This is a genomic window from Kouleothrix sp. 19917 (assembly GCF_057073505.1).
In genome coordinates, this window is sequence record NZ_CP097099.1 from 558,078 (window position 1) to 578,207 (window position 20,130).

At 50.1% G+C, this 20,130-nt stretch carries 19 protein-coding genes and 2 pseudogenes; 5 read left to right on the forward strand and 16 right to left on the reverse strand.

Going from position 1 to position 20,130, the window contains the following annotated elements:
- Positions 1-2: 2 nt before the first annotated feature.
- From M1P90_RS02285 to M1P90_RS02295, 3 genes are read left to right on the forward strand one after another with little or no spacing between them, the layout of a single operon-like run.
- Positions 3-1,520, forward strand: a complete 1,518-nt coding sequence (locus tag M1P90_RS02285; protein ID WP_483701037.1) for a PP2C family protein-serine/threonine phosphatase — start codon at positions 3-5, stop codon at positions 1,518-1,520.
- A complete protein-coding gene (locus M1P90_RS02290; protein WP_483701038.1) occupies positions 1,520-1,945 on the forward strand; it encodes an ATP-binding protein in 426 nt (141 codons plus the stop codon). Before M1P90_RS02285 ends, M1P90_RS02290 begins: the two co-directional genes overlap by 1 nt.
- A gap of 15 nt (positions 1,946-1,960) precedes the next feature.
- Entirely contained in the window at positions 1,961-2,440 is a 480-nt protein-coding gene (locus M1P90_RS02295; RefSeq protein ID WP_483701039.1) for a response regulator, read from the forward strand.
- Here the strand turns inward: M1P90_RS02295 and M1P90_RS02300 are convergent.
- The 6 genes and pseudogenes from M1P90_RS02300 to M1P90_RS02325 all read right to left on the reverse strand — a co-directional run bounded on the left by M1P90_RS02300 (position 2,402) and on the right by M1P90_RS02325 (position 6,008).
- A complete protein-coding gene (locus M1P90_RS02300; RefSeq protein ID WP_483701040.1) occupies positions 2,402-3,223 on the reverse strand; it encodes a hypothetical protein in 822 nt (273 codons plus the stop codon). The two genes, M1P90_RS02295 and M1P90_RS02300, sit on opposite strands and share 39 nt — an antisense overlap.
- 36 nt (positions 3,224-3,259) lie before the next feature.
- Entirely contained in the window at positions 3,260-3,793 is a 534-nt protein-coding gene (locus tag M1P90_RS02305; protein WP_483701041.1) for a serine O-acetyltransferase, read from the reverse strand.
- A 1-nt stretch (position 3,794) separates the two neighbouring features.
- The gene (epsD, locus tag M1P90_RS02310) at positions 3,795-4,769 is read right to left on the reverse strand and encodes an exopolysaccharide biosynthesis glycosyltransferase EpsD (protein ID WP_483701042.1); all 975 of its coding nucleotides are present in this window, start codon (positions 4,767-4,769) and stop codon (positions 3,795-3,797) included.
- 27 nt (positions 4,770-4,796) lie between these two features.
- Positions 4,797-5,027, reverse strand: coding sequence for a DapH/DapD/GlmU-related protein (locus M1P90_RS02315; protein ID WP_483701043.1), 231 nt, complete (start codon positions 5,025-5,027; stop codon positions 4,797-4,799).
- A gap of 360 nt (positions 5,028-5,387) precedes the next feature.
- Positions 5,388-5,711 (reverse strand): annotated as a pseudogene (locus M1P90_RS02320) (transposase); the annotation flags it as partial.
- Between the two features lie 21 nt (positions 5,712-5,732).
- Positions 5,733-6,008: a transposase gene (locus M1P90_RS02325; RefSeq protein ID WP_483701044.1), complete on the reverse strand. Its 276-nt coding sequence runs from the start codon at positions 6,006-6,008 to the stop codon at positions 5,733-5,735.
- A 364-nt stretch (positions 6,009-6,372) separates the two neighbouring features.
- On the opposite strand from M1P90_RS02325, the pseudogene M1P90_RS02330 reads away from it, so the two are divergent.
- Positions 6,373-7,588: pseudogene (locus M1P90_RS02330) on the forward strand (IS701 family transposase).
- A 24-nt stretch (positions 7,589-7,612) separates the two neighbouring features.
- On the opposite strand, the gene M1P90_RS02335 reads toward M1P90_RS02330, so the two are convergent.
- From M1P90_RS02335 to M1P90_RS02370, 8 genes are all read right to left on the reverse strand, one after another.
- Entirely contained in the window at positions 7,613-8,188 is a 576-nt protein-coding gene (locus M1P90_RS02335) for an acyltransferase (protein WP_483701045.1), read from the reverse strand.
- Positions 8,189-8,199: 11 nt separating this feature from the next.
- Entirely contained in the window at positions 8,200-9,705 is a 1,506-nt protein-coding gene (locus M1P90_RS02340) for an O-antigen ligase family protein (RefSeq protein WP_483701046.1), read from the reverse strand.
- A gap of 159 nt (positions 9,706-9,864) precedes the next feature.
- On the reverse strand, positions 9,865-10,653 hold the full coding sequence (locus tag M1P90_RS02345; protein ID WP_483701047.1) for a CpsD/CapB family tyrosine-protein kinase: 789 nt from the start codon (positions 10,651-10,653) through the stop codon (positions 9,865-9,867).
- 3 nt (positions 10,654-10,656) lie between these two features.
- Entirely contained in the window at positions 10,657-12,297 is a 1,641-nt protein-coding gene (locus M1P90_RS02350; protein WP_483701048.1) for a flippase, read from the reverse strand.
- The gene (locus tag M1P90_RS02355) at positions 12,275-13,396 is read right to left on the reverse strand and encodes a GumC domain-containing protein (RefSeq protein ID WP_483701049.1); all 1,122 of its coding nucleotides are present in this window, start codon (positions 13,394-13,396) and stop codon (positions 12,275-12,277) included. The genes M1P90_RS02350 and M1P90_RS02355 overlap by 23 nt, the downstream gene beginning before the upstream one ends.
- A 259-nt stretch (positions 13,397-13,655) precedes the next feature.
- On the reverse strand, positions 13,656-14,309 hold the full coding sequence (locus tag M1P90_RS02360) for an HAD family hydrolase (RefSeq protein ID WP_483701050.1): 654 nt from the start codon (positions 14,307-14,309) through the stop codon (positions 13,656-13,658).
- 31 nt (positions 14,310-14,340) lie between these two features.
- Positions 14,341-16,524 (reverse strand): sensor histidine kinase, encoded by a 2,184-nt coding sequence (locus M1P90_RS02365; RefSeq protein ID WP_483701051.1) that lies wholly within the window; start codon positions 16,522-16,524, stop codon positions 14,341-14,343.
- A 47-nt stretch (positions 16,525-16,571) separates the two neighbouring features.
- Positions 16,572-17,309 (reverse strand): response regulator, encoded by a 738-nt coding sequence (locus M1P90_RS02370; protein ID WP_483701052.1) that lies wholly within the window; start codon positions 17,307-17,309, stop codon positions 16,572-16,574.
- A gap of 257 nt (positions 17,310-17,566) precedes the next feature.
- Here M1P90_RS02370 and M1P90_RS02375 point away from each other — a divergent pair, with 257 nt between their 5' ends.
- Positions 17,567-18,259 (forward strand): DUF1361 domain-containing protein, encoded by a 693-nt coding sequence (locus M1P90_RS02375; protein WP_483701053.1) that lies wholly within the window; start codon positions 17,567-17,569, stop codon positions 18,257-18,259.
- Between the two features lie 54 nt (positions 18,260-18,313).
- Here M1P90_RS02375 and M1P90_RS02380 read toward each other — a convergent pair whose 3' ends face one another.
- Together M1P90_RS02380 and M1P90_RS02385 are read right to left on the reverse strand one after the other, a co-directional pair.
- Positions 18,314-18,709 (reverse strand): FixH family protein, encoded by a 396-nt coding sequence (locus M1P90_RS02380; RefSeq protein WP_483701054.1) that lies wholly within the window; start codon positions 18,707-18,709, stop codon positions 18,314-18,316.
- A 12-nt stretch (positions 18,710-18,721) separates the two neighbouring features.
- Positions 18,722-20,116, reverse strand: coding sequence for a hypothetical protein (locus tag M1P90_RS02385; RefSeq protein ID WP_483701055.1), 1,395 nt, complete (start codon positions 20,114-20,116; stop codon positions 18,722-18,724).
- Positions 20,117-20,130 lie beyond the last annotated feature (14 nt).

Here is a 20,130-nt window from a genome sequence, read left to right on the forward strand (position 1 = left end):
ACATGACCGTTAACGCCTTGGTAAATATGCGCACTCATCTTGCCACCCTTGCGAAAGGATGGCTAGCCAGTGGCGCCTCCGCTTTTGGAGTGTGGGGCGATGGCGTTCCATTGGCGTACTGGCCTGCACGCGATGTTCTCGAGCAACCGAGTTTGCGAGTGCCAGTTTACTATGAGCATCGACTTCTCGGCGACCTACGCGTAAGCGGTTTATATGATATTCAATCGCAAGAGCGCCTGGCTGCAGAAGCAGCTCTAGTATCTTATCTTATTAGGTTAGAAGAAGAGATGAACACTCTGGTAGCGGATCTTGTCGATAGCCAGGATAGGCTATTGGCAGTCTATCAGCTTACTCGTTCACTACGATACTATACAACGCTCGATGATACGCTTCGTGGCCTATTATTCGAGGCAATGAGATTGATCAATACACGTGCTGGGTTTGTCGTATATGAATCAGAAAATCAAGGAAATATAATTATTCAATATCCAGAAAGCTTTGGTGATGAAATGACTATTCATCACATGTTTGAGCAAGTAAAAAATCGCGAGAAAGAGATTTCTCTGAGCAAAAAAAATCTTCTTGTCAAATATTCAGAGCAGGCTGAAAATTTAATATTGATTCCTATCAGGATTCGTGGCTCTTTTGTAGCAGGTTTGGGTCTCGTAAATAAAGATGAAAACTTTTCTTCACCGGATGTTAAACTCGCACAAGTAATAATAGAGCAAGCCGGAACGCATATAGAACAAGTTCTTCTGCAGCAAGAAACACTTGAGCAGCGTAAAGTTCAGAGAGAGCTAGAACTCGCCCGTAGGGTTCAACTTCGTCTTTTACCACAGCATATTCCTTCAGTACAAGGACTTGACATTGCAGGTCATTCGAAACCAGCACGGCAGATAGGTGGCGATTTCTACGATTTCATAAGTCTACCAAATCGGCCATTTATGGTTGCAGTTGGTGATGTAAGCGGTAAGGCGCTTTCAGCAGCATTGCTTATGACCATGACCCGTACAGCCATTCATAGCAAAGCTAGTTATATGCCCAATCCAGAACCTGAGCTGGTCATGCGAAACTCGAACGAAGATTTATTCGAGGATTTTTTGCAAGTTGGAATGTTCGCCACCACTTTTATTGGGCAGTATCAGCCAGCTTCCCGGACAATAGTGTATGCTAATGCTGGTCACTCGCCCGTTATTTATTGTTCTGCTGATGGAATTCCAAAATTATTAGGTGCAGATAGTCCACCTCTTGGGGTTCTTAGAATGAGCATGTGTAAGAATCATGTGATATCGCTTGGGCCGGGCGATCTTCTGTTAATAGGGACGGACGGTCTAAATGAAGCACGTGGGCCTGAGGAAGAACTGTTTGGATATGATCGATTGCTCAATATTGTATCTACATCTGCTCATATGCCAGCGCAGTTCATATTAGAAAAAATATATACCGCGATTGAGGTGTTTAGTACAGGCCGACCACAAGATGATGATCAAACATTAGTTGTGATTAAAGGGGTGAATTAATGAATATCAATAGGGAGGATGTTATTAGTGTTGAAATACCTGCATCAACAAAATATCTTAGCATTTTGAGTGATTGTATTGAATGTATATTAAAGAGGAATGAAAATATTTTGTATAGTTATGTTTATCCTGTTCAAATGGCAGTGCACGAAACTTGTTCTAATATTGTAGAACACGCATGTGCTAACTTTCCTAATGGATACATCAAAGTGGTTTTCACTATAAAGATTGAAGAAAAAATTTTTGCTGTTGATATCTATGATAATGGTGATTCATTTGATATTGATATGATAGAACCTCCACTCCTCGATACTCCACAAGTTAGAGGTTATGGTTTGTTTATTGTGCACAAGCTAATGGACAATGTTTTATACCAGCCTATGTCAGGTAATAACCATTGGCGTCTAGTCAAGTATTTCAATTAATTTTATGAGGCTACGATGGCTAAGATTCTCATTGTAGATGACCATTCGACAAGCCAGCGCTTAATGGGTTTTATATTGCAGCAGAAACATCACGTTGTGGTTGCGGCGCTAAATGGGCGGCAAGCTCTAGAGCGTTTATCCGAGCAGCCGTTTGATTTGGTTATTACTGATATTAATATGCCGGAACTCAATGGGATTGAGCTATTGGAGCATATGCGCAGTAACTCTCAATATTGCATAATACCAGTAATTATTCTAACTGGTAGTGTGCAAGATCTTGATCATAGCCGAGCACGGGAGGCTGGGGCAGTAGCTTTTTTAACGAAGCCAGTAGGTTCTGATGAGATTATAGCCACAGTTGATCAGCTGTTGTCAGTTCAAAGTGGTGGCGAAGATAAGGCGCTACGCTCACATATAATTGAAACCAATGAAGAGGAAAAAGAAGCCGTAAACTTTCTAGGGCTGCGTCTCAAGAAGAATATCCACGTTATCTAAATAAAACGTGTCATTGAAGAGTTCATCATTTTTGAGATATATCCCTGTGATATAAGTATATTCTGGGTCATACTTAAGATTATCTAACCAAACAACGACTTCAACCCAAGTGCCTTCGGGAATGGTGCGATTAATATCTAGGTCATATAACCGTGTTTCAGAAAATAACGGTCTATCCAATGTTATCGGCGTATTGATTGTTACTGAAGTATCGTTTGATTTCCAATAGTTATACGAATTGCTTCCTGTTACTGTGATTGCCAGATCGCTTGTTGCAATACCTCGTCTCCCTCCCATTAACCACAAACGAAAACCCAAGACACTTTTCCTTAGAAATTGAACACCTGTATTTTTGTTGACGGTGAAAAATAAACTTCCAAAAGCCTTCAAAGGCTTAACTGCTAACGCAGTTTGCCCGTGTTGTGCTTTGATTTGATTGGTTTGCTCAAACTGCGTAAAATCGCTATTGCTTAAGCTCCAATCAGAGCTTAATAGATCGTCATAGATAGATATTTCTTGGATTTGGTCTGTTATTCTTGTGCTGACAAGGATATTCGTAGAAACTGTTCTAGTCGGTGAGGCACTTTCTGTGGCCGAGTAGATGTTGGATGGTGTTGTTGATTGGGTCTGTGGATGTATATCTGCGAAGAATGGAGCAACTGTTGGTGTTGCGTTTGTACTCGAATTAGGACTAGGTGCAGTATTTTGCCACGCGCAACTTGATACTAACAGACATACAAGAATATAGATAAAATAAACTTTTCGAGCGAAGTTTTTTTTCAAATCCTGATACTCCGGTAACTGTATTCGTTTTGGACGTTATTTCTTTTTTATTATTTTTGCTGGTATTCCTATTGCAGTCGAATGCTCAGGAATATCATGAATGACAACGGCATTAGCGCCAATAGTGACATTGTTCCCTACGCAAATACCACCCAAAACCCGCGCACCCGCACCTATGAAAACATCATTGCCAATATCAGGAAATTTCCACTCGTTACGCATGCCTATAGTTACAGCAGCGATAATACTGCAATTATGGCCAATATGCTTTGGCGCTATAACAGTGCCAATGGGATGAGGTATATATAGGCCACCTTCTATATCGGCCCCAATAACTATCTCCAAGCCATAATGACGGTAAATGCGCCGCTGGATGTGCCCAGGCAGAAACGGTATACGTTTGTGTTTGCACCATGAACCGAAGCGAAACCAGGCTGTAGCACGCAAAGGCATATGATGAAACAGAAGCCATATAATTAACCATGTAGAAAGTTGAGATGCGTTGGTTAAACGAAGTTGTGGGTGGTAGACTGACCAACGATATGCATCTTGTCGAAAGATGTCAAACATTTTACTGTACCTGCGCAAAGAAATTAGCTCGGCCGTCTAATTCGTCAGATATACCTTGGTAGTACTGGAGATTAAAAATGCCACTGTGTGTCATTTGGACAATTTTTTCTAAGCCTATACGATCACTTTGCCAAGCGAAAGACTGTAATAACCAGATTGTAAATTTACTTAGAATCCTACGATCTAAACAAATGCGAACAAGAAAGCGAATAAGTGTATTGCGCATTTGATATTCCTCAAATACCGCCTGTAACAACCATGATTGCTTTTTGTCGCGAGCAAAAATAACATCGTTTCTGCCGTAAGCGTATGGGGTTTCTATCCAGGAGCGAAAGCTTCGTTCAGCATAGTGATAACCAATTGCCTTTGGGTTAAAGAAAAATCGTAAACCTCTGGTTTTAAGTCTATATGCAAGTTCTACATCTTCGGCGCGCCTAAATTTTGGATCGAAACCGCCGCTAGCTAGTAAATGGCTGCGTTGCAGCGAAGTATTGCCTGTATAAAACTGGCGAGCTGTTGGCTGCCAACGACCATTTTGCATGCTGTAATACTGTTTTATTAACATTGCTTGCTCCCAACGAACCCAAGGTGTCATTTGGAATTGTTGCGGAGTTAGCATAGGTCCAAGCGCCACAATATTGCTACCTTGTTGCTCGTGAACATTGATGTGCTCAGCAATAAGTTCTGGTGTTGGAATGACGTCATCATCAACGAAAAGAACGTATTCACCTTTAGCATGTGCTATGCCTGAATTTCTTGCCGCTGCGGGGCCTTTATTCGGCTGTATGAGTAAACTTAAACGATATAGAGTCTTTAATTCTTGAACCATTTCGTTTGTGTGATCTGTCGAGCCATCTGAAATGACGATTACTTCAAAAGCATTATGATCGAAATTTTGTTCTTCGAGTGCTTGAAGAACTTTTTTTAAGCGATCAACCCGATTATATGTAGGTATAATCACACTAACTTTAAGCATGGTAATTTCTTTATCCTCACCCAAATGTCAGAGTTTGCGAATCACTCGTGCCGACACGCCAACCGCTAGGGAGCGTGGAGGGATGTCTCGATTCACAATACTGCCTGCTCCAACGACGCTTCCTCTACCAATAGTCACACCGCGAAGAACAATAACTCGAGCACCAATCCAAACGTTTTCTTCGAGAAATATTAGAGCAGAATCTGGCTGTTCGGTGCGTCCCTCCGGTTTAAGGCTGTGAAAATCATTATCCATCATGATTACATATGTTCCAATGTTTCAGTCGGACCCGATACGAACAAGGCTTTGTGCGGCGATAGAACAGCCGTAATTGATAAATACCCATTGCCTATTTCAAGTTGCCATTTGGGCCGATAGCTAGTTCAAGTTTTTTAATCGTCGAAACGAGGCACACACAGTCTCCAATAAAAGGAAGTTTGGAAAATCAACGAACGATACTCACTTGTGCTAAATTCGCCTTTGTGTGTATATATGGTCTTTTTTTGGTCGTGTGGTGGTGTCACATAGCGAAACATACGCTGTATCGACGCCCAATAAATACAAAAAGCGCTATTATTGGCCAAATGCTCAACATCCTTACTCAAGCGACGACAGCGATTAACCCATGCAATTGTCCGCTAGACGACCCAGCGACGCGGCTGCACTTGAAAACCGACCTGCTCGGCTGGACATGTGACAATCTTGATCGTGATGCCAAGGATTTTGGCAGCCCATTGGACACAATTCCTGTGTCTCCACCAGTGCTCCTTGCACGTCGTCACGATCTTGAATGTCGGCAGCGTGAACCGTGACTGTCAGCAGATTGCCTTCGGTATCAACAACCATCTGCCGTTTGCGCCCATCGACTTGTTTGCCTTCGTCAAAACCACGCTCGCCGCCAGCTTCGGCGGTTTTGACCGATTGGCTATCGATCACGATAGCGCTTGGCTCAGGCTCACGCCCTTACACTACGCGCACGGCGCGCCGCAAGCAGTCGTGGATTTCGAGCATCGTGCCATCGTCATTCCATTTATCGAAGTAGTAGTGAACGGTCCCTGATGTCGGAAAGTCGAGTGGGATCAAGCGCCACTGACAGCCAGTCCGATCCTGATATATCAAGGCGTCAATCATACGTTGAAGATTGACGGTGCGGCGGCAGCCACGACCTTCCTGTGGTGGGAAAATCGGTTCGATCCAGGCCCATTGCTCGTCGGTTAAGTCGGTCAGATATCCCATCATCACACCTTGGTTCTCGCATTCCAATGCACAAATCAATCATGGTATCACGATGGTCCTGATTTTCCAAACGCCCTCTAATAGCGTTCCTGAATTCTGAATATGAGGCGGCCCCTATAATCTAATGTGCTGGCTGAGCTTTTTGGCAGATCGTAAATGCCAGTATGCGCCTAAAACCGCAAAAAGGTTTTGGAAAACATCGTTTAGTACATGGAATATCATTATTAGTTTTATAAATGTTTTACTGATTTGAGTACTCTATGAAATTTGTTAATCCATCATACTGACTGGACTTTTGCAGATTTGCGGCAACAAGCTTCTGAGCATATGATCAGGCGAGCGTTGGTCTACCAGTTGGGAGGCACAGGTGCCAGCAATTGTCGCGATACCACAGGTGGTCGAGGAACTGCTGGTCCAGTTCGCCGACCTGTTTCCAAATGAGCCTTCACGCCGCCACTTTGCCGAATACCTGACCGGGCTGTTTGTAGCGGAGCACAAGACCGTGAGCGGTATCACGCGAGAGTTTGCCGCCCCACCCGACCAATCCACTCTCAATCGATGGTTGACTGAAGCGCCCTGGGATGTCCAGCGCATCAACGCGCACCGGCTCGAATGGCTTCAACAGGACGCTGCAACGCGCTATCGTCACGACGGCGTTATCGCGATCGATAACACTTTGATAGATCATGACGGCAAACTGATAGAGGATGTCGGCTATTTCTGGGACCATGCCGACAAACGCCACCTGATCGCCCACGATTACCTGTTTGCCAACTACGTCAACCCGAGTGGGAAGCATTATCCGCTCGATTTCCGGCGCTTCCGCAAGCGCGAGCAGTGCGACGACGAGCGCCCGTTCAAGAATCACACCGACCTCGCTAAGGAACTGATCGATTGGGTTGTCGCTGAGGACATACCGGGCGACTTCACCTTCGACAGTTACTTCACCAACGCGCCAATTATGAACACCCTCCACGCCAAAGGTCGCAGCTACATCGGTGATTTGAAAGCCAACCGAGTGATTGTAGTCAGCGGGAAGCAGACCAGCGTGACTGAGTGGGTCAAAACGCTCACGCCGCTTGTTCGCACCAAGTTTACGGTCGGCGGTCACACGCAATGGTAGCTTCACCAAGTCCGTTCGTCTGCCCAATGTCAACCACCCAGTGCGTATTCTGGTGTTGTGGTCAGAAGCAGAAGCTGCGACGCCACGCAAGATCCTGATCAGCAACCGAACCCAGTGGGAAGCTCATCGCATTTTGAAGGTCTACAAAAAGCGCTGGACAGGGACGGAGACCTTTCATCGGGACGGGAAGCAGCATTTGGGCATGGGCGAGTGTCAGCTCAGGGACGGGATGGGCCAGACCAGGCACATGCACCTCGTCGTCCTGGCGTACACGGCTCTGATGCGCCAATTGAAGCATGATCGTGCCTTCGAATGGGCTCACACACGCCTGATGACCATTGGCGAGTCCTGTCGCACCATCGCTCGCGAGACCTTGGGCAAAACGCTTGCTTGGGCCATCGAACAATCGCACCAAGGCATGACTCTGTCCGATATCAAGCTCCGTTTGGCTTTACCCTGAGCTTTCGCCTATTTCTGCAAAACCTTAGATACTGAGATGACTAGGCAGTTGCGATTTGATAATGCGAGCTGGAACACCTCCTACTAGCGAATTAGCAGGTACGTTTTTCGTCACCAAGGCTCCAGCTGCAACTACTGCTCCTGTGCCTATGGTGACGCCGGGTAATATTGTAGTGCGCGTGCCAATCCAAGCTCCGCTCTCGATAATAACTGGTAATGAATAAGTAGGTCCTGCTCGAAAGTTTGAAGGACCTTGGATATGGCTCGTAGTCAAAATTGAAACATGATGGCCAATTGCCACATAATCACCAATATGGATCGGCGATCCAAGATCAAACAAACACCCTAAATTAATCATTGCATAGTTGCCCATGTGTAAATTTTTGTAAAGAGTTGCGCTTCCAGTTAATATTGGCATGCCCCATATAACGCAGCCTTGTCCAATTTGAAACCCAGCCGCCCGCAATGCTAGTGCCCGCACTCGGCTTCCAGCATAAGCTGGTAATATACTGCAAATTAGCTGTGCAACTTGTAATCGAGGATGATAACCGCTCAATTCTTCTTTAACAATGCGAGATATTTTTTTTAATTTCAAACTCATGATATTCTGTTTTAGTACTTTTGAGTAAGGCGGTAAGATGTTACAGAGATGTTTCCACTGCAATTTATAATTCCCATCATCGTTCCAACGTAGATCATGCTTTGTGCCTCCCAAGACATATCTACATACGCGTAGATGAAATGCATAATAATATAGAGCGTTGCCATAAAAACGATCGATTTCAAATCGCCATCTGTAATATCCCACATACTTTGAGTGCCAACTACGATGGAAATTCCTATTAACATAAGTAGACTAATGAATCCAAAAATCCCTGTTTGCATCCAGATCCAAAGAATAGAATTATGGGTAATATATTGCCACCATTCAAAGAAACTGATATCAGGCATTGGAGCTACGATATAAAATTTATTTCCAAAACCTACTCCGGTAAAAGGGTGTTGTGCAATAGTAAACTTTGAATTCATATTCTCAATTATACGATAGACGTTCGAGGAATCATCTCGTCCCCCTTGCTTTGGCGAAATAACCGAACGAATTGCTCGAGCTGGCATTCCTATACTGCCGGTGCTATTCCAAAATGCTCCAATATATATAATACTTAATAGGAAAGCTATTGGTATAATAAACCAAAATGTTTTACGACGAACTTGGTATAATACAAAACTAATAATAATTATTGCTATAGCTAAGGTTATAAATGAAGCACGCCGTTGATTTGCAAAGTAGCTAATTAAAAATATCGGTATAAGCAGAGGTAGTATTAAACGCTTTTTTTGTGATCCACGAAACATCCAAATATTAAAGGTAAACACAAGTATAGTATTAATATGTATTGAGAAAGAATGTTCGGCTATTGCCTCGACGCTTCGAATATTAAAAGCCAGGACAGTTGCAATATAGATTATGCCGTTACATGAATCTAAAAAAACTGCAACTATTGCTATCAATATTAACGTATTGACATGTTTATTATTTTTTATGAGGTTGCTGGTTAGGATAAGCATTGAAGGAAGGTAATATATAACCCTTACTTCCCACAACGCTATTTTTTTATCACCTTGATGTACTAAGCCGTATATCAGACCCGTGGTTATAAAAAAGGCAAAGATCATTGCTGGCCAAAAAAGCGGACCTTTGAAGACCTCCATTTTGCGCTGAATTGCTGCCCGACTTAGCCACGAGATAAATGTGAGAACAATGAATATTTCTGCAGGACTGAAACTTGTGGCGCGCCCAATATACAATATTGATTCTGCGCTCGAAAGATTTTTAACGAAAGGAAACCAAGGGCTGAGAATCATATCGCCAGCGAGACCAAAGCCGACAATCTGGTAAACGCCATAGCGCGGTTCGTACAGAAGCGCCACTATGCCAGTTAAAAAAATAATCCATCCAATGAGAGCAAGAGGTGATGTGCCTCGGATTAAGCTTAATCCAACTAGAGCGCTTAATGCCAAAATCGCACTAAGCCAAGCCCAAGATATGGCAGAACTTCGCTGTAGCTGATAATGAGCTGTCAGAGGCTCTGTGCCTATCGAGATTGTATTTATCAATGTTGGGTCTCTTTAGATCTGATTAAGGAAAAAATATGCAAAGCATACAAATATTACTATTCCAAAAAGTAGCCATCGAGAAAATTTTAGCCTTCGATGTCTAACCTTTGGAGAAATAAAGAAGCAAGCTAAAATAAATAAAATAAATACCTTCATATTCTATTCTTGTCGTACGAAATGGTGTAGCCAGTTCGGTGAGCTTAAGTTTACTTGGTTCAGAATGACGCCTAAAATATTGAGGTGAGCGATCTCTTCAAGAGCCTGCCTTACCCTATTTACAGGTGTTACACCTTGTCGAATAACCAAGCAACATCCCTGACTTAAGGCGGCTAGTGCCGTAGCGTCACGCGACATATGAATTGCAGGGATGTCAATAATAATATGCTCGAAGCGCTCACCTAGCTGCGCCAAGATATTTTGGATTTGCTCGCTGCGCGCCATTGATGGTCGCAATACTGGATTTAAATTTCCAGCAGGTATAAACGAAAGATCTGGTATGGAGGTAGATGCAATTGCGCTTTCCAGAGTGCAAGCTCCTGTAAGAACCCCAGCTATACCAAGGCCAAAATCGTGCTCTATGCTTGCCGTATTTTTCTGCGCGATCCTGCGCTTCTGAATTGGCTTGGCAATCACAGGCTGAGAAACTAACCTAGATAAACCAGGCCTTTGCCAATTCAACTCCACAAGGCATGTGCTCGTTTGCATGTCGTTGGCAAGCGTAGCAGCAAACGCAAGTGACGAAAATGTTACGCCTTCGCCGCTCAGTGCGGAAACCACTGCCATAGTTTTGGGCAAGGTATTCCGGTACACTAATGCATTCTCTAGATGACGCATGCTACGCACAACTTCACTGGGGAAAGTATGCAATATTGTGCCATCTTTGGAGCAGAGTGTAATAGGGAGATCGGAATATTCTAAGACCGCTTGAGATGTTTGATGGTGCGACACTTCCTATGCTCCTTCTACTGAAAGAGGCTCGTTATGATTCCGATGTAGCCGACTTAAAGTGCTTAATGCAAACTGCTTGAACAATAAGAGGTCTTCAGCTGGGATTGCCTTGATCATCAAAATCATTCCAATATAGACAATTGTTCCGGCAAGTGCAGGAATTAGCATGAAAAAATCGGCCAGTAACCACATCGTATAAGCCATAAACCCACCTGCAACACAGATGCGTATCGCCGTAAAAATATTGTTTTTATTTAGCGATTCATTAGGAAGGAAGGTGATGCCAATGATGACCATGCCGATTTCAGTGATGAGGAAACTCAAAGCGCCAGCAATTGCACCATTGTCAAAGGCTGCCTGACACCAAGGAACGAGCAGCAGATCAAGAGGGAGTGTTGCAGCAGTAGCAAGTAGCATGACAACAGTCCAGCGATTCTGACGGTCGGTTGATGTAAGGAATTGACCCAGCAAAATATTCTGGTATGTTGGGATTAAGACAAGCCCTAATATTGCCAATACTGGTCCGCTTTGCGAAAAGTCATTTCCATAGAGTAGCACGACTAATGGTTTTGCAATAAATAGTAAGCATACGCCAATAGGTGTACTTAGAACGAGCATTAGATTAAAACTTTTTTGGATGATTCGCGGAAGTGAATTTGGAGTATGTGTGTAAATCCTTGTTAGGCTGGGAAAGATTGCTGTGGTAAAAATAACAGGGAAGAACATCATTGTACTAAAAAGGCGCGAAGCAGAACCATACCACCCTACTTGCGTTGTATTAATGAGCGATGAGATGACGATAACATCTACCTGTCCATATGCGACTAATCCTAAACTAGAAGCAAGGTAGGGTAGCCCAGTTCTAAGGATGCGGCGTAACTCGGCTGCGTTAAAAATTATGTGGACTGGATACTTTTTTCTTAGGAATAGATATTGTAGAACTAGACCAACACCCATAGCAATACTCGTGACGAATCCGATGCCATAGACGCCATATCCTAAAACGAGAACTGCTATTCCTAAAACAGTATTGACAATACGGCTCATTACATTAGCAATAGATACATAATGCATGAGCTCGAGTCCTTGTAGAGAAGCCTGTATTGCGAGATAGAGTTGCGTAATTAGTTGAGCAATACCAAGTAGTATAACCAAGATAATAGCAGTCGAAGAGAAATTGGCAATCTGAATATATACAGCAATAAGCCCACAGCTTAGAATGAAAAGGATTGTACGTGCGCCAAGTGTTGCGCTCAATAATAAAGGAGTTTTTTCTGGTGAGCGAGCTATTTCTTTGACAAGAAGTGTATCCATGCCAAAATTAATGATCACACCCATGATTGTCCACAAAGAAGAGGCAATAGTATACTCGCCGACTAGCTCTGCTCCCAGATAGCGGGCTAAAACTACTGTTAAAGCAAGCGTTAAACCCCAGGTCGCAAGCTGTGAAATTAGTAAAACACTAGCGTTTTTAAAAATCGTATTGGCAGTGTTGCGCATTATCGCAAATATCCTTATTTGTGATACAGGTTCGTGTAAATGCGGAATATTGTGTTGCTCTATAAGCTGGGCGAAACATAAATAGATGTATTGAGCAATGATGTTGTCTCGGAAATTACTACTAGCTGATGCTAACGCTTCCATTGCTGTCTATGGCGGAAATTGGGATTTGGGTGTGCTGGCTGAGTTGCTCGGCTGAACGGGTACTACTGAAAATATCGGAAGAGGTATTTGAAACATCAGCAGACTTTGGTAGCACTGGAGCAGGCAGGTGCTGTACATCGGGGATAAGCGCAAGAACTGGAAGTTCGAGACTGTTTTGAACGTCGATTGAAAATCGAAACGAGCGATCTAGAACCGCCCCGCCGACAATACTGAGTACACTAAGCATCAGCCCAATAACAAGAAAAAGCGCAGCGTTAAGCGCGATTATTTTCAGGCTTTGCTCGGCTTTTGTTGGGAGTGCTGGTGCATCAATGACGAGATAGTTTTGACGAACGTTGCTTTCAGCTTGTGATTTGGCGAGGCGCGCGCTTTCTTCTTTCTCAAGCGCATTTTCCAAGCGCGTCGAGGCTGTATCTATGGCGGCCTGAAGCTGTGCAACTTGGACTTGCTCTTCGGGTGGGCGCTCGCCACGGAGCGGCTGCGGATGAGCAAGCAGATAATTTTTTAGCTCTTCGCGAGCTTTTTGAAGCTCTGCTTGATAGGGAGGGATTACCTGAGCAAAAAACGATTGGGCAACAGCGCTTTCCTGCTGGTCACCGTTGAGTTTCCATTGAGTATAGGCTTCGATGGTGGCTTGGGCAATCTGTTGAGCAAGCGCAGGCTCTTTTGAAATCGCGCTAATTTCAATTAAATTATCACCAACCATTTGTACGGTGATTGCTTTACGAAAGGAATCGGTCACAGCACTTACTTCGTCGGGCCCATTGGCCATACGTGCTTCAAGTGATGTCTTTTTGATGGCAGAACGCACAAACGCATCGGTCTGAAGTAATTCTGATAGTTCGTTGAGAGTGAGTTGTGTTGGCGAACTCCAAGAGAAGCCGTCTTCGCCAATATTGGTTAGGGAAGAGAGAAGTGATGACTTTTGTACATATAATGTGCCCCGCGAAGTATACTCCGGTTTCGATAGCCCTATGAATCCGCCCGCGGCGCAGATCATGACGAAAATAGGTAAGAGATTAAGCCAGCGGTGGCGGAAATAGCTTTCGGAAACGCGGAGTATAACGAGGCGTATCATGCGTGGATCCTTGCCTTGAGCGCGATTACATAGGAAAGCTGATTCAAGAATTATTGCGTATGTAGCTTGGCAATATCTAGGGCTACAAGCGGCCTGGCGATAGTGACATTCTTTCTTTATAAACCTGATCATAAAGCGCTGGGCTATGGTAAAGGATACGGCCTAGATAGCCACATCGAAAGTAGAGGTGCTTGGGCAACGCTTGCGAAAACGTGATGTTGTTTTGCGGTGGAATAATTTTACCGGAGAGGAAAGAGGTTTAGGAGAGGTGTGCGAAAATATCATTCAGGGGGAGGGCGTGAAGGCTTGGCAGAATAAGATCGCCTGCGGGTAGAGCGAGGCATTGAGTGACAGCGCCGGGCACAACGACGCAGCCCATGCCGGCGGCGCGAGCGGCCAAAATACCATTCGGCGAATCTTCGAAAACAAGGCAATGTGCTGGGTCGATATTCAGGCATGCGGCTGCACTGAGGAAGAGATCAGGAGCAGGTTTTGTGTGGCTCACGTCGTCGGCGGTGCGTACGCAGGCGAAGAAATGCCGAATGTGGTGAAATGCTAGCCACCCTTCAACCCAGTTGCGATCACTACTCGAAGCGACCGCGCAAGGTAGCCCAAGAGTGCGAGCTTCGGTGAGAATTGTTTCTACGCCAGGGAGCAGCGGCTGATTTTTGCTCAGTGCTGACTTGATGGCGCGCCGTTGCGCTGCGACAGCGGTTCGATCGACTGGATGGCCAAGTAGTGCTTCCAGATGATCGAGCGCGTTGAAGCCCTGGTTTGTGCCAAGCGCGTGCTGAAATAATTCCAGCGATAGGGAGTAACCATATTCGGAGTAGATCTGCTGCCAGCTTTCCAGTGCCGGGGTTTCAGTATCAACGAGAAGACCATCGAAATCGAAAAGCAAGGCTTGGATCATTGTGTGAGTTCTCGTTCTGTTGATATTGCGCTTATGATGTGAATGTAGCGCCATTGGGTGGGTTTGTCAATGCGCGCGCGGCTTTGGCTGGCCCCGCGTCGGGCAGCGCAAGCGTGATGCGAGTGCCAGCACTCGGATTGCTGCCTGCGGTTAGTGTTCCACCTATAACTGCCATGAGCGTGCTGTGGAGTGCCAAGCCCTGGCCACTGCCCTGGGATGCGGCGGCAAAGCCCATGCCAACCCCATTGTCGCTAATTGTTACTTCCAGACCATTACGCCAGCACGCCGCAACACTAAGCTGAAAGGGGCGTGTGCTGTCGGCAGGGCGGCCATAGCGGGCGGCATTGCGCACGGCTTCGCGCGCCGCATAGAAGCACACTTCAGCCGCCAGGGGTGAAAGGCGTTCGGCTAATTGCGCTGTAGCCGCTTCGATCTGCCATTCGATATGATCGAATGCGCTCGCGAACTCATTTTCGATTGCGTGCCGCAGAGCGTTGAGCAAGCCTAGACGCGCAAGCTCGGGCGCGGCGGTTGAAGGCAGCGCGTGGAGCAGGTTTGCGATCTGGCGATGCGTGTCGGAAAGCAGGGAAATGGCATCGGGCTGCGCGCTGCCGGCCTGAAGCATGAGCATTGCGGTATGGAGCTGCGGCAGCACATCGTCGTGCAAAACGCGGCGGGTGCGCTGATCGATCACCTGGCTTTCTGCGAGGCGCTGGCGCTGCAATTCCATCAGGCGGCGCGCCATTACCGTGCTCGCCTGCGCGTCGATCAGGCGTTCGCCGGCGGCACGCGCGATCTCCATTTCTTCCTGGGTATACAGCCCGCCGTCGCGTTTTTCGCCAAGCAGCAACATACCGATCAGGCCGCGCTCGCCCCACAAAGGCACCGCCCAGACTGCGCCGCCATACTGGCCGGGGTGGAGCGGCAGGCAAATCGTCTGCGGTGAGCGCGCCATTGCCACCAGCCGGGCCAGCGCGAGGTCGTTGGGGGCTGTGGTTGCGCTTGCGCCAGCGGTAACCGCTGGGCCGACGAGCGGGGCAAGCGGCCCGAGCGCGGCGAGGTAGGCCAGGCGCGCGTCGAGCACCTGTTCGCAGAGGACGCGCAAGGGTGTTGCTGCATCGAGTTCGGGCGGGGCAGCCGGGCGCAGCATGCGCTCGTAGAGCTGCTGGCTGGCCACAAATGGGCGCAGGGCATCCATGCTGCGTTCGCGATCCGCATAGGAGCGCCAGCTGAGCAGGGCGTAGAAGAGCGTCATCAGCAGGGTTGCCAGCAGAACACGATAGATCGAGTCGAGATCGCGAATACCGGGCAGTATCAAGCTCAGGCCGATCAGCGCGCCAAAGCCGGCGGCCAGGATGATACTGCGCTGCCAGTAGTGAAACAGGCCACCGCGTGGGAGTGCCTTACCCGTGAAAATCTCGTATGACACAATCGCCCGACCGATCAGCAAAATTGCAATGGCGAGCAGTCCGCAGATCAGCAGATCGAAGCCCACAAGCACAAACAGCGTACGCACAATATGGTCGCCAAGCAGCCGGGTTTGAATGCGGCTCAGAAATACGGCGACGGCAAGGCCCAGCGTCAGGGTTACAAGCAGCAGAATGACCGATGCGGCGATCAGCCAGGGGCGCGCGCGTCGGCGGGCTTCGTCGCCCATGAAGCGCTCGGAGGCGGCAGGGTTGCGCAGGGCAAGCAGGGCCAGCACGATGCAAAGGGTGCTATAGAGCGGGTAGACAAGCGCGGCCACCGGCAGGCCCGCGATCTGAAAAACGGCGATTGGCGCGCGGTTGAGCACTTCGTCGTAGCTGGGAAGCGGGTTGGCAACGGCAAGCGAAAGGATCGCGCCGAGGCCGAGTAAGCCCGCGACCAGCAGCCACACGCGCTGCCGCAGGCTGGCCAGCAGCCCGGCATACCAGACTGTCATGAGATACCAGAGATAGGGCGCGCCGACCACCGGCAGCCAGCTTGCGCGCCACCAGAACTCGGTGTCGGCGGCAAAGCCATCGAAGGTGTCGTAGGCGTGGCTTACCACTGCCGAGTGCCCGGCGAAAAAGAGGCCGCCCAGGATCAGCCCGCCGCCAGCAACCCAGGTACCCCAGCGGCGGCGCTCAGCGTTGAGTAGAACCGTCAGACCGAGCCAGATGAATGCAATCAGGTTGAAGAACGAGAGCGTGTTCACCAGCCATGTGAGGAGCAGATAAAGACGGTACGACATAGCTCACCCGTTGGTTTTCGGCTGCGCGCTAACTGCCATGCGCCGCCTCACAGCTCGTAGCGAACCCAGGTGCCGCGCGGATCGAGCTGGTGCGCAATGCCCTGATCGTCCCACATCAGCAGCCGCCCTTCGCGCATAATGATTGCGGCGCGCGTGCGGGCAACTTTTTCGTCGGTGGTGGTGTCGGCCAAACCCCAGGCCGCGTAGATCTGCCCGTTCGTGCGGCTGATGCTGCGCTTGTCGCGGAAGCCAAGCCGCGCTGCGATCTGCTCGTTGCTCATGCCCTGCGCCAGCATGCGCGCCACGGCCTGCTCGTTTGGCTCAAGCAGCGCCATGGGCGATTGGGCGTCTTTTTCGCGCACTTCCTGCACGCGCGACTCGATGTCGGGGTCGATGAAGCTGCGCCCACCAACCGCGTCGCGCAAGAGCGGCACGATCATCTGCGGCAGCAGGTAGTTCGACTTGCGCACATAGGCGTAGTGGCTGAGAATGCCCGAGCGCTGGAAGGCGCGGTAGTAGGCGTCGTCGTCCTGAATCGAGTAGAACACGACCGGCAGGCGCGGGAACTCGCGACGAATCGCAACTGCCGCTTCGATGCCGTTCATGCGGCCAGCGAGCTGCACATCCATCAGGATGGCGGCGGGCGGCGCAGCAAGGCAGGCTGCCAGCGCGTCTTCGCCACTGCCACAATCGCCCACCACATGCACTGCGCCGGTGGCGTTCAGGCCTGCCGCCAGGGCTGGGCGCAGGCGCTCGTTATCTTCGACCAAAAGCGTGGCAATCATAAGTTCGACTATCTCTACTGCCGCCAAAATATACGGCTGTGCCGTGAAGGCTAGCAGAAGGGTGCGCGCGCGTCAAGCACACGGGTGCGGGGCGGCGGTGCCTTAGGGGCTTGGCACCACGCCGTTTATGAACTAATCTCTTTATCATCCTGATGCTATTGTGGCGCTCAGGTTGCTGTGCTACAGTGAGCCGCGTGAATGCGCCGGCTGGCGTTTCATAGCCGAACAGCATTGCAGCCAATGAAGCGAGAACTTCCATGCACGAACGAATCTGGCAGCTCCACCTGTTTTTGAAGCGACATTCATTCTATGCGCTGGCGTTTGGCAGCGCGCTGACGCTGGGTTTGCTGGCGGCGCGCATTGTGCGCTACGATCGGCTGAGTCTGGTGTTTCTGGTGTGGAACCTGACCCTGGCATGGGTGCCCTACATGGCCAGCCTGTGGGCAATGGCGAGCCAGCGTCGCCGGCCGCAGGCGTGGTGGCTGCTGCTGCCAGCCGGTGCGCTCTGGCTTCTGTTCTTCCCGAATGCGCTGTACCTCGTAACCGACCTGGTGCATTTGCGCGAGCGCCCGCCGGTGCCGGTCTGGTACGATATTGGGCTGCTGGCGACCTTTGTGCTGAACGGCTGCTGGCTCGCCGTCGTATCGCTGCACCACATGCAGCAGCTGGTGCGCCGCATGGCGGGAGCGCTGGCGAGCTGGCTGTTTGTGCTGGCGGCCAGTGGCCTGAGCGGGCTGGGCGTGTATATGGGGCGGGTGCTGCGCTGGAACAGCTGGGATGTGCTGATTGAGCCGCGCGCTGTGCTGGCCGATGCTGTGAGGCCACTGCTGAACCCGCGCGGGCATGTGCCGCCGCTGGCGCTGAGCGCGGTGTTCACGGCTGTGCTGCTGATCTGCTATGCGATGTACCTGGCGGCTTACCAGGGCGGGCGCATGCAGGAAGATGGCTAGGCGCGATGTGCAGATGACACAGGCACATGCGTGCCTGTATCATCTGCGCGTTTGCTACGCCTCGTTCACTGGTACTTTGAAGCGCGCTACCTCTTCCTGCCCGCCTTTAGTGATTTTTACGTCGAACTCCCACTCGCCCAGCATCGAGAAGAACTCGCCTTTGACCTGGTAGCGCCCGTCGCCCAGTGGCTGGGCGTTTTGCTCGGGCGAAACCATGCCCATCGACTCCATGAGCGGCGCGGCCACAACCTGATCGGCCTGGACGGGCTGGCCAGATTTGTCGCGCACCTCGATGGTGGCGGTGTGCTCGGCGAAGCTCGCGCCGTCGAGGCTGAGCTGCACTTTGTAGGAAGCAGTTTCGGCCGTCTGGGTGCTGCCGCTCCCGCCGCAGCCGGCCAGCAGCGCGCCGATCAGCATGAGCATGAGCGCAAACGTTATCAAGCGTGGCATGGCGTTCCTTATCTATTGCACATCAATGGCGAATGGCACGGTAACGATCGAATCGGCGCGGCGAAACTGGCCCCAGAGCTGGTAGCGGCCGGGCTGGGGGAAGGTGTAGACGAACTGGATGTCGGGGCCGTAGTTGGTGCCGGTGGCGAGCAGGCCGGCCGGAGCCATTGGGCCTTGCGCGTGGATGTGGCCGAAAATCGAGCCGTCGTCGCTGCGGGCGATCAAGTGGCCGCCCATGCTGAGCCAGGGCTGCAAATCGTCGAGCGGCTTGCCGTCTTTGCTGAAGCTGAACGTGAAAATCGCCTGCTTGCCGGCTTTGATTGGGTCGATGGAAGACGTGAGCGCAACCTGCATGCCGTCGACGGTGCGCGTGCCCATGCCCTGAAATTGCGGCGCGGCAGCATTCGCGCTGCCCGCAACGGTGAAATCGCGCGCGATCACTTGCGTGCCGCTGTCCTGCCGCTCGATCTCGGCGTAGGCGGTATAACGCCCTGGCCGGTCGGGCGTGAGCGCAATGGCGTATTCGCCGGGGGCGCTGCGCGGCGGGTGAATGTGCTGATAATAGCCGCCGTCGGCGCTGATGACGACGAGGTGAATGAGCGCATCGTGGTGCGTAATCAGGTCGTCGATTGGCAGGCCGGTCGAGCCATCGCTGAGATCGAGCGTGAGGGTCATGGGCTGGCCGGCCTGCACGGTGGCGGGCGTGGTATGCACAGCGAGGTTGGCGTGTGGCCGGCCCACGCCGGTAGTTGCGGCGGCGCTGGCGGCCTGCGCGCTCTGGATCATGCTGCTGAACTGCTGCGCACCAAAGATCGCCGCCGCAATCAGGCAGGCAAACATCGCCTGACCGATCGTCCAGCCGACCCAGCGCGGCAAGGGCGTGGCGCGGCGCTGGTTGGCCAGCGAGGCCAGAATGCTGGCGACCATGGCAACGACCAGGCCACCAAGCGCGATGAACAGGCCAAGCGAGCCGGAAGCCAGCGGCGTGGCGGTGATGGTGAAAGGAATGCGCGCAACGCCACCGCCGCGCGGACCACTGATATTCGCTTCCAGCTCCCAGTCGCCCATGCGGTCGACCGCAAGCTCGGTGTAGTAAATGCCCTGCATGCCAGCCATGCCCTGTACCTCGGCGACGGGCGCGCGATCAAACGATTGCCCGCGTGGCACTGCGCGAAAGCGCATCGTGACGCCTGCCGCGTCGTCCAGCGGGGCGACGTTGAGGTAGAGTGGGGCGGGTGCGCCGGAAGGAATTTCGACGGTGATGGCAACTTCGTAGGGGCCAAAATCCTGGGTAAAGGTTTGGGATGGGCCGGTGTGGCCGCCGTGGGCCAGCGCCAGGCCAGGTATGGCAACTGCCAGACAGAGTATCAATGCGGTGAGGGCGATGCGCCCAGCACGGTAGGTCATGAAAGAACCTCCAG

Bases quoted from the DNA above. Each gene is read 5' to 3' on its own strand.
- M1P90_RS02370 (WP_483701052.1), bottom strand. From the start codon at position 17,309: ATGATTGCCACGCTTTTGGTCGAAGATAACGAGCGCCTGCGCCCAGCC.
- M1P90_RS02380 (WP_483701054.1), bottom strand. From the start codon at position 18,709: ATGCCACGCTTGATAACGTTTGCGCTCATGCTCATGCTGATCGGCGCG.
- M1P90_RS02360 (WP_483701050.1), bottom strand. From the start codon at position 14,309: ATGATCCAAGCCTTGCTTTTCGATTTCGATGGTCTTCTCGTTGATACT.
- M1P90_RS02385 (WP_483701055.1), bottom strand. From the start codon at position 20,116: ATGACCTACCGTGCTGGGCGCATCGCCCTCACCGCATTGATACTCTGT.
- M1P90_RS02375 (WP_483701053.1), top strand. From the start codon at position 17,567: ATGCACGAACGAATCTGGCAGCTCCACCTGTTTTTGAAGCGACATTCA.
- M1P90_RS02285 (WP_483701037.1), top strand. From the start codon at position 3: ATGACCGTTAACGCCTTGGTAAATATGCGCACTCATCTTGCCACCCTT.
- M1P90_RS02335 (WP_483701045.1), bottom strand. From the start codon at position 8,188: ATGAGTTTGAAATTAAAAAAAATATCTCGCATTGTTAAAGAAGAATTG.
- M1P90_RS02350 (WP_483701048.1), bottom strand. From the start codon at position 12,297: ATGGAAGCGTTAGCATCAGCTAGTAGTAATTTCCGAGACAACATCATT.
- M1P90_RS02365 (WP_483701051.1), bottom strand. From the start codon at position 16,524: ATGTCGTACCGTCTTTATCTGCTCCTCACATGGCTGGTGAACACGCTC.
- M1P90_RS02305 (WP_483701041.1), bottom strand. From the start codon at position 3,793: ATGTTTGACATCTTTCGACAAGATGCATATCGTTGGTCAGTCTACCAC.
- epsD (WP_483701042.1), bottom strand. From the start codon at position 4,769: ATGCTTAAAGTTAGTGTGATTATACCTACATATAATCGGGTTGATCGC.
- M1P90_RS02325 (WP_483701044.1), bottom strand. From the start codon at position 6,008: ATGATGGGATATCTGACCGACTTAACCGACGAGCAATGGGCCTGGATC.
- M1P90_RS02355 (WP_483701049.1), bottom strand. From the start codon at position 13,396: ATGATACGCCTCGTTATACTCCGCGTTTCCGAAAGCTATTTCCGCCAC.
- M1P90_RS02290 (WP_483701038.1), top strand. From the start codon at position 1,520: ATGAATATCAATAGGGAGGATGTTATTAGTGTTGAAATACCTGCATCA.
- M1P90_RS02315 (WP_483701043.1), bottom strand. From the start codon at position 5,027: ATGATGGATAATGATTTTCACAGCCTTAAACCGGAGGGACGCACCGAA.
- M1P90_RS02295 (WP_483701039.1), top strand. From the start codon at position 1,961: ATGGCTAAGATTCTCATTGTAGATGACCATTCGACAAGCCAGCGCTTA.